The organism is Variovorax sp. J2P1-31, from assembly GCF_030317215.1.
Taxonomy (GTDB): Bacteria; Pseudomonadota; Gammaproteobacteria; order Burkholderiales; family Burkholderiaceae_C; genus Variovorax.
Window position 1 is genome coordinate 985,048 of the sequence record NZ_JASZYA010000003.1, and the last position, 14,553, is coordinate 999,600.

The window sequence follows — 14,553 nt, forward strand, 5'->3', positions numbered from 1 at the left end:
CCCCAAACCACTTGGAGCGCCTTCGTATGGGCGGAAAGCTTCGCCTTTTTGAAGCGAAGCCCGCGATTGTCACACGACGCATCCGGCATGTCAACGACCTGTTTTGCCAAGTCCGCCGCGGGCCGTGGCGTCCGGGCGACAATCGGCCCCCGCCCTCCCCTCCAAGCGCCCACGCCGACCGCCCATGACCCAGCCCGACCACGCCGCCCTCCCGCCCATCGCCTTCATCGGAGGCGGCAACATGGCCAGCGCCATCCTGGGCGGGCTGATCCGCCAGGGCCTGCCGCCCGAAACCTTTGAGGTGGTCGAACCTTTCGAAGCCGCCCGCGAGCGCCTGGCCGCGCAGTTCGGCCTCGTCGCCCAGGCCGAGGCCGGCGCCGCGCTGGCCCGATGCAGGATCGTGGTCTGGGCCGTCAAGCCCCAGACCTTCGCCGAGGCGGCCCGGGCGGTGCAGCCCTGGACGCCCGACGCGCTGCACCTGAGCGTGGCCGCCGGCATCCCCTCCGACAGCATCGCCCGCTGGCTGGGCAGCGAGCGCATCGTGCGCGCCATGCCCAACACGCCCGCGCTGGTCGGCCAGGGCATGACCGGCCTGTTCGCCCGCCCGGCCGTGAGCGCCGAGGAACGCGCGCAGGTCGAACAGCTGCTGGCCCCGACCGGCGACCTGCTGTGGGTGGACGGCGAGGCCGCGCTCGACGCGGTGACGGCCGTCTCGGGCTCGGGCCCGGCCTATGTCTTCTATTTCATCGAGGCCATGACCGAGGCCGGCATCGAGATGGGATTGCCGCCGGACCAGGCGCAGCGCCTGGCGGTGGGCACCTTCACCGGCGCCTCGGCGCTGGCCCGCGCCTCGGAAGATCCGCCCGCGGTGCTGCGCGAGCGCGTCACATCCAAGGGCGGCACCACCTACGCGGCGCTCAGCGCGCTCGAGGCCGCCGGCGTCAAGGCGCAGTTCAAGGCCGCGATCCGCGCGGCCGAACGGCGGGCCGGCGAGCTGGCCAGGGAATTCGGCGCCGCCTAGAGGCCGCGCAGCGCGAAGTCGGCCACGATACCGGCGAAGACCGCAAAGCCCAGCCAGTGGTTCAGGCGGAAGGCCTTGAAGCAGCCGTCGCGCGTGCGCTCGCGGATCAGCGCGCCGTGCCACAGCGCCTGCGCCGCCGCGGCGGCCAGGCCGACGAAGAAGGGCAGGCCCAGCCCCGCCCGCAGGCCCACCACGCCCCAGACCACCAGGAACACCGCGTAGCAGAGCATCACCGCCGCCACGTCGAAGCGGCCGAAGGTGATGGCCGAGGTCTTCATGCCGATCTTGAGGTCGTCGTCGCGGTCGACCATCGCGTATTCGGTGTCGTAGGCCAGCACCCAGCCCAGGTTGCCGACCAGCAGCGCCCAGCCGTAGCCCGGCACGCGCGAGAACGCCTCGGTGGCCGGCACGTCGGGGCCGCCCGCGGCGCAGAAGGCCATCGGGATGCCGATCGAGAAGGCAATGCCCAGCACCGCCTGCGGCAGCGAGACGAAGCGCTTGGCGAAGGGATAGAGCAGGGTCACGCCCAGGCCGATGAAGGACCAGACGATCACCGCCGCATTGGTGGTGAGCGCCAGGCCGAAGGCCACCAGCGCCAGCACGGCGCCCAGCCCCAGCGCCTGCTGGACCGAGATCGCGCCGCTGGTGACCGGCCGCTGGGCGGTGCGCTTGACGTGGCGGTCGAAGTCGCGGTCGGCCACGTCGTTGACACAGCAGCCGGCGCTGCGCATGAGGATGGTGCCGAGCACGAACACCGCCAGCAGGTGCCAGCCCGGCCAGCCGCCGGCCGCGAACCACAGCGCGCCCAGCGTGGGCCACAGCAGCAGCAGCCAGCCGGCGGGCCGGTTCCAGCGGATCAGGTCAAGGTACAGGGAGAGGCGGCTGGCAGCAGGCATGCGGCGGACAAAAAAAGAGCGGCCATTGTGCCGCTCTCCGCTCAGGCCCCGCAGGGCCGGTGCCGCCTGCTTATTTATTCTTCCAGCAGCGAGCGCAGCATCCACGCGGTCTGGTCGTGCACGGTGCAGCGCGCGGTCAGCATGTCGGCCGTCGGATCGTCGCCGGCTTCCTCGGCCACGGGAATGAACTCGCGCGCGATGCGCGACACGGTCTCGTGGCCCTTGACCAGGATGCGCACCATCTCCATCGCCTTGGGCGGCGTCTGCGGCACGTCGGGCACGGTGGCGATCTTGCTGAACTCGGCGTACGAACCCGGCGCGTAGTGGCCCAGCGCGCGGATGCGCTCGGCGATCACGTCGGTCGAGTTCCAGAGCTCGGTGTACTGGCCCATGAACATCGCGTGCAGCGAGTTGAAGTGCGGGCCGGTCACGTTCCAGTGGAAGTTGTGGGTCGTGAGGTAGAGCGTGTAGGTGTCGGCCAGCACGCGGCTCAGGCCCTCGGCGATGGCCGCGCGGTCCTGGCGTTCGATGCCGATGTTGATGATGGGCGCGTTGCGGCTGCCCGATTCCTGCGCGACCTGGGCGTCGCCCTTGGTCGGCACCTTGCCGGCGCCGGCCGCGGGCGAGCTCGCGACCAGCGGCTTGGCCTTCTTGGGGGATTTGTTGTTGCTCGGTGCTTTGGCCATGGCGATTCCTCGTTGACGGTGGATGGTGTACGGACGACGGGACGACTGTAGAGGCCGGCCGGCCCTGTCGCAACAGCGAGACTCTATCGCAGCCATTGGCCGCGGCCTCAGGAGAGCCGCTTCACGCCCGGCAGCTCGCACGCATAGATCGCGTTGCGCAGCGCCGCGATCGCCTCGTAGCGGGTGAAGCTGCGGCGCCAGGCCAGCACCACGCGGCGCGTCGGCGGCTCGCGCCCTTCGCCGTCGCGCACCGGCAGGTAGCGCACGATCTGCTCGGGCTCCTTGCGGCCCTTGGCCTTGGGCTTGAGCGCCTCGGCCGGCACCGACAGCCGCGGCACCAGCGTCACGCCCATGCCCGAGGCCACCATGTGCTTGATGGTCTCGAGCGAGGAGCCCTCGAAGCTCTTGCGGATGCCCTCGGCGTTGCTCGAGAAGCGCGCGAACTCGGGGCACACCTCGAGCACGTGGTCGCGGAAGCAATGGCCCGCGCCCAGCAGCAGCATGGTCTCGTTCTTGAGCTCGTCCGAACTGATGGATTCGTTGGCCGCCAGCGGATGGTTCACCGGCAGCACCGCGACGAAGGGCTCGTCGTAGAGCGCGGCGATGGCCAGGCCGGTGTCGGGAAAGGGCTCGGCCATGATGGCGCAGTCGATCTCGCCCGCGCGCAGCATCTCCAGCAGCTTGACGGTGAAGTTCTCCTGCAGCATCAGCGGCATCTGCGGCGTGCGCGCGATGTTCTGGCGCACCAGGTCGGGCAGCAGGTAGGGGCCGATGGTGTAGATGATGCCGAGGTTCAGCGCGCCCGCCAGCGGGTCCTTGCCGCGCTTGGCGATCTCCTTGATGCTGGCCGCCTGGTCGAGCACGCTCTGCGCCTGCTGCACGATCTGCTCGCCCAGCGGCGTGACCGTGACCTCGCCCGCGCTGCGCTCGAACAGCTTCACCTCGAGTTCGTCCTCGAGCTTCTTGATGGCCACCGACAGCGTCGGCTGGGAAACGTAGCAGGCCTCCGCCGCCTTGCCGAAGTGCCGCTCGCGCGCCACTGCGACGATGTATTTGAGTTCGGTGAGAGTCATAGCTTGCGTCAATTATGCGCAAGGGGACCCGACCCGCCCGGGCCGGGGGTCTACGCGAACCCGCGGCCGGGCCGCTCAGCCGATGGCCGCAAGCACCGCGCCCGCCGCCACCGCCTCGCCCGCCGCGGCCGCGAAGGCGATGCGGCCGGCGCGGTGCGCGACCACCTGCATCTCCATCTTCATCGCCTCCATCACGGCCACGACCGTGCCCTGCGCCACCGTGTCGCCGTCGGCCACCTTCCAGCCCTGCAGCGTGCCCGACACCGGCGCGGCCAGTGCCGCGGCATCGGCCACGCGCGCCTCGGCCGGCGCGATGCCCGGCCCGCCCGCCACCGACGCCAGGCCGCTCAGCAGCACCGCCGGCAGGCCCAGCGCCAGGCGCCGGCCGTCCACCTCGATCGCGGTGCGCAGCAGCGCGGTGTCGGGCAGCGGGTCGGGGCGCAGGGCCGCGGCCTCGCCGTTGGCGAAGTCGGTCTCGATCCAGCGCGTGTGCACCTTGAAGGCATCGGCCGAGACGAAGTCCGGATGCGCCATCGCCGCGCGGTGGAAGGGCAGCACCGTGGGCAGGCCCTCGATGCGGAATTCCTTGAGCGCACGGCGCGCCCGTGCGATGGCCTGTTCGCGCGTGGCGCCGCTGACGATCAGCTTGGCCATCAGCGAGTCGAAGCTGCCCGGCACCTGCGAACCCGCATCGACGCCCGTGTCCACGCGCACGCCCGGGCCCGAGGGTGCGTCGAAGACCTTGACCGGGCCCGGCGAAGGCAGGAAGCCGCGGCCCACGTCCTCGGCGTTGATGCGGAACTCGAAGGCATGGCCGCGCGGCACCGGTGTCTCGGTGATCGACAGCGGCAGGCCGTCGGCGATGCGCAGCTGCTCGATCACCAGGTCGAGGCCGGTGGTTTCCTCGGTCACCGGGTGCTCGACCTGCAACCGCGTGTTGACCTCGAGGAAGGAGATCGCACCGCTCGCGCTCAGCATGAACTCGACCGTGCCCGCGCCGGTGTAGCCGGCCGCGGCGCAGATGTCGCGCGCCGACGCGTGGATGCGTGCGCGCTGTTCGTCGCTCAGGAAGGGCGCGGGCGCCTCCTCCACCAGCTTCTGGTTGCGCCGCTGCAGCGAGCAGTCGCGCGTGCCGACCACCACCACGTGGCCGTGCGTGTCGGCCAGCACCTGGGCCTCGACGTGGCGCGGGCGGTCGAGGAACTGCTCGACGTAGCACTCGCCGCGGCCGAAGGCGGTCACGGCCTCGCGCACCGCCGATTCGTAGAGGCCCTCGATCTCGTCGAGCCGCCAAGCCACCTTGATGCCGCGCCCGCCGCCGCCGAAGGCCGCCTTGATCGCGACCGGCAGGCCGTGCTGCTCGGCGAAGGCCAGCACCTCGGCGGCGCTCGTCACCGGGTCGGCCGTGCCCGCCACCAGCGGCGCGCCGACCTGCAGCGCGAGCTTGCGCGCCTGCACCTTGTCGCCCAGCATCGCGATCGCGGCCGGCGAGGGACCGACCCAGGTCAGGCCGGCGTCGATCACGGCCTGCGCGAAAGCCGCGCTTTCCGAGAGGAAGCCATAGCCCGGGTGCACCGCGTCGGCGCCGCTGCGCTTCGCGACCGCCAGCAGCTTGGCGATGTTCAGGTAGGTGTCGGCGGGCCTGTCGCCCTCGAGCCCGTAGGCCTCGTCGGCCATGCGCACATGCATCGCGTTCAGGTCGGCGTCGGCATAGACCGCGACCGATGTCACGCCGTGGTCGGCACAGGCGCGCACGATGCGCACCGCGATTTCGCCGCGGTTGGCGATCAGGAGTTTTTTCATCTGGAGGACTCTCAGGAGGCGATCGGGTGGAAGCGGATGCGCGCGCCCACCGGGATCTGGCCCGCGCGATCGAGGTGGTGGGTGGCGACGCAGGCGATCACCGGATAGCCGCCGGTCAGCGGGTGGTCGGCCAGGAACAGCACCGGCTGGCCGCTGGGCGGCACCTGGAGCGCGCCGTAGGCCGTGCCCTCGCTGGGCAGCTCGGCGTGGTGGGCGCGCGCCAGCGGCACCTCGCCCGCGAGCCGGATGCCGACACGGTTCGATTGCGGCGTGACGGCCCACGACTGGCTGCACAGCAGCGCGAGCGCGTCGGGCGTGAACCAGTCGGTGCGCGGGCCCAGCACGATGTCGAGCACGACCTCCTCCTGCACCGTCGGCAGGTCGGCAGGCGGCGTTTCGGGCATGCCGACCAGCGCGCCCGCGGCCACCGCGCGCACCGGCAGCACATCGCCCGCGGCCAGGGCCGGCGGTCCGATGCGCGCCAGCGTGTCGCTCGAGAGGCTGCCGAGCACCGGCGCCAGGTCGAAGCCGCCGCGCACCGCCAGGTAGCTGCGGATGCCGGCGCGTGGCTCGCCCAGCGCGAGCACGTCGCCCTCGGCCAGCGCGATCGGCTGCCAGCGCGGCAGCGGGCCGCCGGCGCCGTCGGCACGCGTCAAGGTGACGGGGCCGTCGGCGCCGGTGATGGCGACCACCGCATCGCCGCGGCACACCAGCTGGAAGCCGCCGTAGGCGATCTCCAGGCAGGCCGTGTCCGTGGCGTTGCCCACCAGCCGGTTGGCGGCCTGCAGCGAGCGCTGGTCCATCGCGCCCGACGCGGACACGCCCTGCCCGGCCTGGCCATGGCGGCCGCGATCCTGCAGCAGCGCCTGCAGGCCGGGGGCGCGGATCTCGAGGGCGCTGCCCTTCGACGCCACAGGGCGGGCGGCCGCGGCGGCGGCGGCCACGGCCACGGTCGCCGCGCGCGGCTGCGCCGTGACATCCACGAAGCGCACCGTGTCGCCGGGCTGCAGCAGGGCGGGCTGCGCGCGCGACAGGTCCCACATCGGCGCATCGGTGATGCCGAGGATCTGCCAGCCGCCGGGGCTGGCCTGCGGATAGACGCCGCTGAAGCGGCCCGCCAGGCCCACCGCGCCGGCCGGGATGCGCGTGCGCGGCACCTGGCGGCGCGGCACGTCCAGGCGCGGGTCGCCGCCCGAGAGGTAGGCGAAGCCGGGCGCGAAGCCGGTGAAGGCCACGGTGTAGTCGCTGCCCGTGTGGCGGCGCACCACGTCCTCGGGCGTGGTGCCCAGCAGCGCGGCGACTTCGGCGAGGTCCTCGCCGTCGTAGCGCACCGGGATCTCGATGCGCTTGTCGACGCGCGTCTCGCGGGCGTCGAGGCGGCGCTGGCCGATGCGCCGCCGGAGTTCGTCGGCCGCGATCGCCGCCGGCCGGAAGCTGACCAGCAGCGTGCGCGCGGCGGGCACCAGCTCCTCGATGCCCGCGATGGGTTCGGCGCGCAGCGAGGCCAGCAGCGCCAGCGTCTGCGGCAGGTCGTCGAGCTCGACCAGCAGCGCGTTCAGGTTGACCGGCAGGAAGCGCATCGTCATGCGACGTCCACGAAGGAGCGGATGCGCACGCCCGCCTGCCCGAGCCGCGCGCGCACCTGGCGCGCCATCTCGACCGCGCCCGGGCTGTCGCCGTGCACGCAGACCGACTCGGCCTCGATGCGCACCGTGCTGCCGTCGATGGCCGTGACCACGCCCTCGGTGGCCAGGCGCAGCATGCGCTCGGCCACAAGGTCGGCGTCGTGCAGCACCGCGCCGGCCTCGCGCCGCGACACCAGCGTGCCCTGGGGCGTGTAGGCCCGGTCGGCGAAGGCTTCGGCCACCGCGCGCAGGCCTTCGGCGCGCGCCCAGCCCAGCAGCGGCGAACCCGCGAGCGCCACCAGGCACAGCGTGGGGTCGGTTTCGCGGATCGCGGCGATCACGTCGCGCGCCTGGCGCTCGTCGTGGGCGATGGTGTTGTAGAGCGCGCCGTGCGGCTTCACGTAGCGCACCGTGGTGCCGGCCGCGGCGGCCAGGCCTTTCAGGGCGCCGATCTGGTAGATCACGTCGGCGCGCAGGTCGGCGCTGTCCACGTCCATGTTGCGGCGGCCGAAGCCCACGAGGTCGCGGTAGGCCACGTGGGCGCCCACCGCGACGCCACGCGCCTGGGCCTCGCGCAGCGTGCGCAGGATGCCGGCCGGGTCGCCCGCATGGAAGCCGCAGGCCACGTTGGCGCTGCTCACCAGCGACAGCATGGCGGCGTCGTCGCCCATGCGCCACACGCCCAGGCTCTCGCCCAGGTCACTGTTCAAGTCGATGTTCATCGTGTTCTCTCGCTCCGGCGCGCGGGCTGCGCGCGCCTCAGGGGTCATCAATGCAGGCGGCCGGCGGTCTCGCGCACGTCGTGGCGCACCGTCAGCGCGGTGCGGATCGCCACCCGCAGGGCCTCGACCTGGGTCGCCAGCGCCATGCTCGCCACGCCCGGCTTGGACGCGGCCTGCTCGGGCAGGTAGGGCACGTGCAGGAAGCCGCCGCGCGTGGACGCGAGCGCGGGCTGCGTCGCCAGCCGGTGCATCAGCGCATAGAAGATGTGATTGCAGACGAAGGTGCCGGCGGTGTTGGACACCGCCGCCGGCAGGCCCGCGGCGCGCATGTCGCGCACCATGGCCTTGATCGGCAGCGTCGAGAAGTACGCGGCCGGGCCGCCGGCGACCACCTCGACGTCGATCGGCTGGTAACCCGCGTTGTCGGGGATGCGCGCATCGTCGACGTTCAGCGCCGCGCGCTCGAGCGAGACCTCGGTACGCCCGCCGGCCGCGCCGAGGCACAGCACCAGCGCCGGCACCGGGCCGGCCAGCGCCGTGTCGAGCGTCTCGATCGCGCGGCCGAACACGCAGGGCAGCTGCAGCGCCTGCACCACCGCGCCCTCGCAGGCCCAGCCCTCGAGCGCGCGGGCGATCTCCCAGGCTGGGTTGACGGGATCGTTCTCGAAGGGCTCGAAGCCCGCGACGAGCACGCGGGGTGGTGTGGCAACCGGGGTCATGGGCGGCACCTCAGCGGAACATCAGGAAGTACAGCAGGAAGATGTTGACCACCAGCAGCGCGGCGGCGGTCGGCACCTGCACCTTGATCACCGCGTTCTTGTCGGGCAGTTCCAGCAGCGCGGCCGGCACGATGTTGAAGTTGGCCGCCATCGGCGTCATCAGCGTGCCGCAGTAGCCCGAGAACATGCCGATGGCCGCCATCACGGCCGGGTCGCCGTGGTACACGCCCACCAGCACCGGCACGCCCACGCCGCCGGTCATCACCGGGAAGGCCGCGAAGCCGTTGCCCATGATGATGGTGAACAGCGCCATGCCCAGCACGTAGACCACCACCGCCACGAAGCGGATGTCCATGTTGATGTAGCTGGTGGTGATGTGCGCCACCGCCTTGCCCACGCCCGCGTCGGAGAACACCAGGCCCAGCATGCCCAGCATCTGCGGCAGCACCACGGCCCAGCCGAGCGCGTCGGTCAGGCGCCTCGACTCGCGCAGGCCCTGCACCGGCGTCTCGCGCGTCAGCCAGCAGGCCAGCGCCAACGCGATGACGCAGCCCACGCCCAGGCTCACCAGCGTGGTGTTCTTGGGGTCGAGCAGGAAGGCGTCGCCGATCTTCACCTTGCTCATCAGCACGGTGCCGATCACCGTGACCAGCGGGATCGCCAGCGCGGGCATGAACAGCTTGTTGCCCAGGCGCGCGGCGCTGGCCTGGTACTGGGCGGGCGTGGGCTCGCGGTGCTTGCCCGCGCCGACGCCGCGCAGGCCGGCGATCACGGCCATCGTGATGGCGCCGGCGCCGACCACGGCGGGCGGCAGCTTGTCGCCGATCAGGAACACCAGCGCGTAGAGCGCCCAGAACAGGCCGCTGGTGTAGCGCTTGGGATGCTGCCGGTCGGTCAGCGTCATGACGGCCGTGACCGCGAGGATCAGGCCGACCAGGATGTAGAGGTGCTGGATCGAGAGGACCATGATCAGCGGCCCTCTGGCGTGGCGACGGCGGGCACCACCGGCTGCGGCTCGCCCGCCATCTCGCGGGCGATCGACTGGTCGAGCCGGCGCAGGCGCCACGAATGGATCACGAAGGCGGCGATCGCGGTCGGGATGCCCCACAGCGCGATGTGCAGCGGCTCGACGTCGATGCCGGCCTCGTGCAGGAAGGTGCTCATCAGCACGATGGCGCCGAAGGCCACGAAGATGTCCTCGCCGAAGAACAGGCCCACGTTGTCGGTGGCCGCGGCATAGGCGCGCAGCTTGTGGCGCAGGCGCTCGGGCAGCTTGCCGTAGCGGGTCTCGGTGGCGCCCTCGGCCATCGGCGCGAGCAGCGGCCGCACCATCTGCGGATGGCCGCCCAGGCTGGTCAGGCCGATGGCGGCCGTGAGTTCGCGCGCCGCCAGGTAGACGATCAGCAGGCGGCCGGCGGTGGCGGACTTGATGCGGCTGATCCAGTTCTGCGCATGCTGGCGCAGGCCGTGGCGCTCGAGCAGGCCGATCACCGCCAGCGGCAGAAGAATGATCAGCGGCAGGTTGCGGGTCTTGATGAAGCCGGTGCCGATGGCCGTGAGGATGGCCATCGGGCCGAAGCCCGCGGCGGCCGCCGTCACGATGGCCGTGACGATCACCACCAGCATCGGGTTGAAGCGCAGGATGAAGCCCGCAATGATCACGGCCACGCCGATCAGCGGCCACAGGTGAGGGACGTCAGGAGTCATGTTGGTCTTTCGTTTTGGGATTCAGCGACACCTTGCGCGGGAGCGCCGGCCACGCGGTTGATGCAAACCTCGTGCCAATGAATGAGCAATTGAAATTATCTGATTCACTCATTTATCGTAGATTGTTGAACAATTGCAGCGAGTGTGCCCAACAACAGTGCCCTGATTGCCCCAGGAAAACCCTGAGATGGGTCATATCGGCTGCGCTTTGGTGCATCGACCCCGCGCCACCGTGGGCCGCCGCGCGGCGGGCTGAAACTGCTGCAAACTCGCGGGTCCCCAGCGCCTTTACTCTCCCTCTTCACTCCGGCATGACTTCACTGGCTTCCCCGACCTCCCCTGCCGCGCCCGCCGCCGGCACGCAGACGCTCAACGACCGGGTCGCGGAACTGATTCGGCAGAAGATCGTGAAAGGCGAGTTTTCGCCCGGGCAGCGCTTGTCGGAGGCCGCGCTGGCCGACAGCTTCGAGATTTCGCGCAACACGCTGCGCGAGGTGTTCCGCACGCTGACCAAGGAGGGGCTGCTCAAGCACGCACCCAACCGCGGCGTGTTCGTGGCGGTGCCCAGCATCGCGTCGATCATCGACATCTACCGCGTGCGCCGGCTCATCGAATGCCAGGCGCTGGCCCAGGCCTACCCGCGGCACCCGGCCAAGAAGCACATGCGCGAGGCGGTCGAGATGGCGCTGCGCTGCCGCGACGCCGGCGACTGGCTGGGCGTGGGCACGGCCAACATGGAGTTCCACCAGGGCATCGTGGAACTGGCCGACAGCGAACGGCTCAACGTGCTGTTCGCGCACATCCTGGTCGAGCTGCGGCTGGCCTTCGGCCTCTTGAAAGACCCGGAGTTCCTGCACGCCCCCTACGTGGACATGAACACCAAGCTGCTGGAACTCATCGAGGCCGGCAAGTTCGCCGAGGGTGCGGCGGCGCTCAACGATTACCTGATCCACTCCGAGCGCATCGTGCTCGCGGTGTACGCGCGGCAGATGCCCCAGGGCGGCATCGACGGCTAGCGCTAGGCGCGCCCCCAGGCTGCGCGCACTTCGTGTCGCTTCTCCACCCCCCTACCGGGGCAGCACCTGCGGCCCGGCAAAGCCGGTTCCCCGGTGTGTCACGAAGGGGAAGAGGCGGTGCGCGCACCGGGTTCCAGCTCCAGCTTCATGCCTTCGTGCGTGGCCTCGAAGCCCAGGCGCGCGTAGAAGCGGTGCGCGTCGGTGCGGCGCTTGTCGGTGGTGAGCTGCACCAGCCGGCAGCCGGCCGCGCGCGCGGTCTCGATGGCGTGGGCGAACAGCCGCTCGCCGATCTCCTGCCCGCGGTGGGTGGAGGCCACGCGCACGCCCTCGATCTGCGCGCGCAGCGCGCCCTGGCGGGCCAGCCCCGGGATCACGATCAGCTGCAGGCAGCCGACCACGCCTTCGGGCAGCACCGCCACCCAGATCTCGTTGCCCGGCTGCGCTGCGATCTGGCGCCAGGCGGTGTCGTAGAGCGAGGCATCGGCCGGGCGCTCGCGCTGGGCGCCGAGCACGTCGTCGGCCAGCAGCGCGGCGATGGCGGGGAGGTCGGCCTGCACGGCCGGGCGGATCTGGAGGGCGGTCATGGGGACGTGTGGCATCGGTGGAAGGCCGATCATGCCCCCATCGCTCAGCGCCCCTTCACCGCCAGGTTCCACAGCGCCACCAGCTGTTCGTACTCGGCCGAGGCCGCTTCCTGGTCGAGCGGGAAGATCTTGATCGCGCCCAGGTCGGGCAGCGAGGTCAGCTTGGACACCGGGATGTCGGTGCGCACCGGGCGGCGGAAGTTCTTGACCAGCAGTTCCTGCTGCGTTTCCTTGCTCAAGAGGCCGTTGTAGAGCGCGACGGCCGCGTCCATGTTCTTCGCGCCCTTGACGATGAACATGCCCTCGGGCGCGAGGTAGCTGCCCTCGGTCGGGTAGACCAGCTTGATCTCCTTCTGGCCGCCGGCCACGTACTCCTGCGCCGCGTACTCGATGGTCAGGCCCACCGGGTACTCGCCCGCGGCCACACCCTTGTAGGTGCTGCCCGAGGAGGCGGTGACGACCGCATTGGCCGCCAGCTTGTCGAGGCCGTCGCGGCCGAACTGCTTGAGCAGGCCGTAGACCAGCATGTAGGCGGTGGCGCTCTTGCTCGGATCGGTGATGGCGAACTTGCCCTTCCATTCGGGGCGCATCAGGTCCGACCAGGTCTTGGGCGCGGGCAGGCCCTTGAGCTGGCGTTCGTTGACCATCATCACCATCACGTGCACGTTGGTGCCGACCCACAGGTCGTTCGGGCCGCGGAAGATCGCGGGCACGGCCGCCAGGTCGGGCGAATTGTAGGGTGCCATCTGGTCCTTGTAGGCGCCCAGCGTGCCGAAGCCGCCGCTCCAGAGCACGTCGCCGCGCGGGCTCTTGGCCTCGGCCTGGATGCGCTTCATCAGCGTGCCGGTGCCGCCCGTGACCTGCTGCACCGTCAGCGCGGGCGTCTTCTTCTTGACCACGGCCAGCGCGGTCTCGACGGTCTCGGTGTTGTTGGACGAGTAGAGCACCACGGTCTGCGCGTGGGCGGCACCCACCGTGAGGGCCAGGGCCGCGATCGCGTATTTCGCCAGGGACTTGAAGGACATGAGAGGCTCTCCGGGTTGGGTTATTTGCTGGAAAAGAGATTGATGCGGAAGACCTTGATCGACACGATGATCGGCAGCAGGATCACGCTGACCAGCGCCGCGCCATAGGCCGAGGCCAGGCCCAGACGGCCGCCGTCGACCTGGCGGAAGATCGCGATGGGCATGGTCTCGAGGCCGCCCGTGTAGACCACGATGGAAGCGGACAGCTCCGAGATCGTCGTCACCCACATCAGGATGGCGGCCGAGATGATCGAGGCCTTCATCGCCGGCAGCAGCACCTTGAAGAAGGTCTTGAGGGGCGACACGCCCAGGCTGATCGAGGCCTCCTCGATCGAGTCGGAGATGTTGAACAGCGTCGACGAGGCGTTGCGCACCGCGAAGGGCAGCCGGCGCACCGTGTAGCACAGCACCATGATCCCCGACGAGCCCGCGAGCACCAGCCAGCCGGTGTTGAAGGTCTGGACCAGCGCGATGCCCAGCACCGTGCCCGAGATGGTCAGCGGCAGCACCACGATGTAGTCCAGCAGCTGGGTGAAGGGGTTGCGCTTCTTGATCGTCAGGTAGCTCACCAGCACCGCGAAGGCCACGCCCGTCACCGTCGCCATCGAGGCGAACTTGAGCGAGTTGAAGATCGGCTCGGGGGCGCCGCGCAGCGCGCGCTCCAGGCTCGACAGCGACCACTGGCCCCAGCGCATCACCGGCCCGCTGGTCTCGGTGAACGCGCCCACGAAGACGATCAGCAGCGGCAGCATCGACAGCACGATGATCACGCCCACGCTGAGCGTGTAGAAGAGCGCCGCGCCCGAGCGCACACGCAGCACGGCCGGTGCGCGGCCCTGGGTCATGGTGTAGACCTTGCGCTCCACCACCCGCTTCTGGAAGAACAGCACCACGGCCACGATGCCGATGGAGATCACCGACATCGCGCTCTGCAGCGCCGGGCTGCCGCCCATCTCGCCGACGAAGGCGTTGTAGGTCATGACCGAGAGCAGCGGCACGCGGCTGCCCAGCACCACCGAGAGCGCGAAGTTGCCCACCACCAGCGTGAACACCACCAGCGCGTTGACCAGCACCGCCGGCAGGATCACCGGCACCAGCACGCGCAGCTTGGTCACGAAGGGCGAGGTGCCCAGGCTCAGGCCGGCTTCCTCCAGCTGGCCGTCGAAGCCGCGCAACGCGGCCAGCACGCCCAGGTAGATGTAGGTGTAGTAGACCAGGGTCATGGAGAAGACCATGCCGGTCCAGCCGTAGAAGGTCGGCAGCTCGATGCCCATGCCCGCGAACAGGTTGGTCACCAGCCCGTTGTTGCCCAGCAGCAGCAGCCACGACTGGCCCACGATGATCTCGGGGATCACGATGGTCATGATCGGCAGCACCGCCACCAGGTTCTTCAGCGGGAAGTCGTAGCGCGCCACCATGTAGGCGAAGGGCACGCCCACCGCCACCGTGCAGGCCGTGACCGACACGCCCAGCACCAGCGTGTTGCGGAAGGCCTGCAGGTACTCGCTGTCCTCGAGCAGCGTGACGAAGCCGGCCAGCGAGAACGCGCCCGACTCGTCGCGCACGCTGTTCACGAACAGCGTGCCCAGCGGATAGAAGACGAAGAACAGCAGCAGGACCAGGCTCAGCAGGGTCAGGAAGCCCCAGGGCCACCATTTGATTTTCATGGCGTGCGT

At 70.5% G+C, this 14,553-nt stretch carries 14 protein-coding genes; 2 read left to right on the forward strand and 12 right to left on the reverse strand.

Annotated features, from left to right (window positions below; all coding sequences use genetic code 11):
* The first annotated feature begins 184 nt into the window (after positions 1 to 184).
* Positions 185 to 1,021 (forward strand): pyrroline-5-carboxylate reductase, encoded by an 837-nt coding sequence (proC, locus tag QTI20_RS24465; RefSeq protein ID WP_286553648.1) that lies wholly within the window; start codon positions 185 to 187, stop codon positions 1,019 to 1,021.
* Here proC and ubiA read toward each other — a convergent pair.
* The 9 genes from ubiA to QTI20_RS24510 form a co-directional block, all read right to left on the reverse strand.
* Complete coding sequence (ubiA, locus tag QTI20_RS24470; protein WP_286553646.1) at positions 1,018 to 1,917, reverse strand: 4-hydroxybenzoate octaprenyltransferase; 900 nt, start codon at positions 1,915 to 1,917, stop codon at positions 1,018 to 1,020. The two genes, proC and ubiA, sit on opposite strands and share 4 nt — an antisense overlap.
* Before the next feature lie 74 nt (positions 1,918 to 1,991).
* Positions 1,992 to 2,603, reverse strand: coding sequence for a Dps family protein (locus QTI20_RS24475; protein WP_286553645.1), 612 nt, complete (start codon positions 2,601 to 2,603; stop codon positions 1,992 to 1,994).
* A 107-nt stretch (positions 2,604 to 2,710) separates the two neighbouring features.
* Positions 2,711 to 3,676, reverse strand: a complete 966-nt coding sequence (locus tag QTI20_RS24480; protein ID WP_183028308.1) for a LysR substrate-binding domain-containing protein — start codon at positions 3,674 to 3,676, stop codon at positions 2,711 to 2,713.
* 75 nt (positions 3,677 to 3,751) lie between these two features.
* Positions 3,752 to 5,479 (reverse strand): acetyl/propionyl/methylcrotonyl-CoA carboxylase subunit alpha, encoded by a 1,728-nt coding sequence (locus tag QTI20_RS24485; protein WP_286553643.1) that lies wholly within the window; start codon positions 5,477 to 5,479, stop codon positions 3,752 to 3,754.
* 11 nt (positions 5,480 to 5,490) lie between these two features.
* Positions 5,491 to 7,059, reverse strand: coding sequence for a 5-oxoprolinase subunit PxpB (pxpB, locus tag QTI20_RS24490; RefSeq protein WP_286554803.1), 1,569 nt, complete (start codon positions 7,057 to 7,059; stop codon positions 5,491 to 5,493).
* Positions 7,060 to 7,061: 2 nt separating this feature from the next.
* Complete coding sequence (locus QTI20_RS24495) at positions 7,062 to 7,826, reverse strand: LamB/YcsF family protein (protein WP_286553640.1); 765 nt, start codon at positions 7,824 to 7,826, stop codon at positions 7,062 to 7,064.
* 47 nt (positions 7,827 to 7,873) lie between these two features.
* Positions 7,874 to 8,545 carry a pyroglutamyl-peptidase I gene (pcp, locus tag QTI20_RS24500; RefSeq protein ID WP_286553637.1) on the reverse strand — a complete coding sequence of 224 codons (672 nt, stop codon included), beginning with the start codon at positions 8,543 to 8,545 and terminating at the stop codon, positions 7,874 to 7,876.
* Between the two features lie 10 nt (positions 8,546 to 8,555).
* Positions 8,556 to 9,512 carry a DUF979 domain-containing protein gene (locus QTI20_RS24505; RefSeq protein WP_183028304.1) on the reverse strand — a complete coding sequence of 319 codons (957 nt, stop codon included), beginning with the start codon at positions 9,510 to 9,512 and terminating at the stop codon, positions 8,556 to 8,558.
* A 2-nt stretch (positions 9,513 to 9,514) separates the two neighbouring features.
* Positions 9,515 to 10,252: a DUF969 domain-containing protein gene (locus QTI20_RS24510; RefSeq protein WP_286553634.1), complete on the reverse strand. Its 738-nt coding sequence runs from the start codon at positions 10,250 to 10,252 to the stop codon at positions 9,515 to 9,517.
* Positions 10,253 to 10,563: 311 nt separating this feature from the next.
* On the opposite strand from QTI20_RS24510, the gene QTI20_RS24515 reads away from it, so the two are divergent.
* Positions 10,564 to 11,268 carry a GntR family transcriptional regulator gene (locus QTI20_RS24515; protein ID WP_286553632.1) on the forward strand — a complete coding sequence of 235 codons (705 nt, stop codon included), beginning with the start codon at positions 10,564 to 10,566 and terminating at the stop codon, positions 11,266 to 11,268.
* A 98-nt stretch (positions 11,269 to 11,366) separates the two neighbouring features.
* Here the strand turns inward: QTI20_RS24515 and QTI20_RS24520 are convergent, their stop codons facing one another.
* From QTI20_RS24520 to QTI20_RS24530, 3 genes are read right to left on the reverse strand one after another with little or no spacing between them, the layout of a single operon-like run.
* On the reverse strand, positions 11,367 to 11,852 hold the full coding sequence (locus QTI20_RS24520; RefSeq protein WP_286553631.1) for a GNAT family N-acetyltransferase: 486 nt from the start codon (positions 11,850 to 11,852) through the stop codon (positions 11,367 to 11,369).
* A gap of 44 nt (positions 11,853 to 11,896) precedes the next feature.
* Entirely contained in the window at positions 11,897 to 12,877 is a 981-nt protein-coding gene (locus tag QTI20_RS24525; protein WP_286553629.1) for an ABC transporter substrate-binding protein, read from the reverse strand.
* Positions 12,878 to 12,897: 20 nt separating this feature from the next.
* Positions 12,898 to 14,544 carry an ABC transporter permease gene (locus QTI20_RS24530; protein WP_286553626.1) on the reverse strand — a complete coding sequence of 549 codons (1,647 nt, stop codon included), beginning with the start codon at positions 14,542 to 14,544 and terminating at the stop codon, positions 12,898 to 12,900.
* Between the last annotated feature and the right edge of the window lie 9 nt (positions 14,545 to 14,553).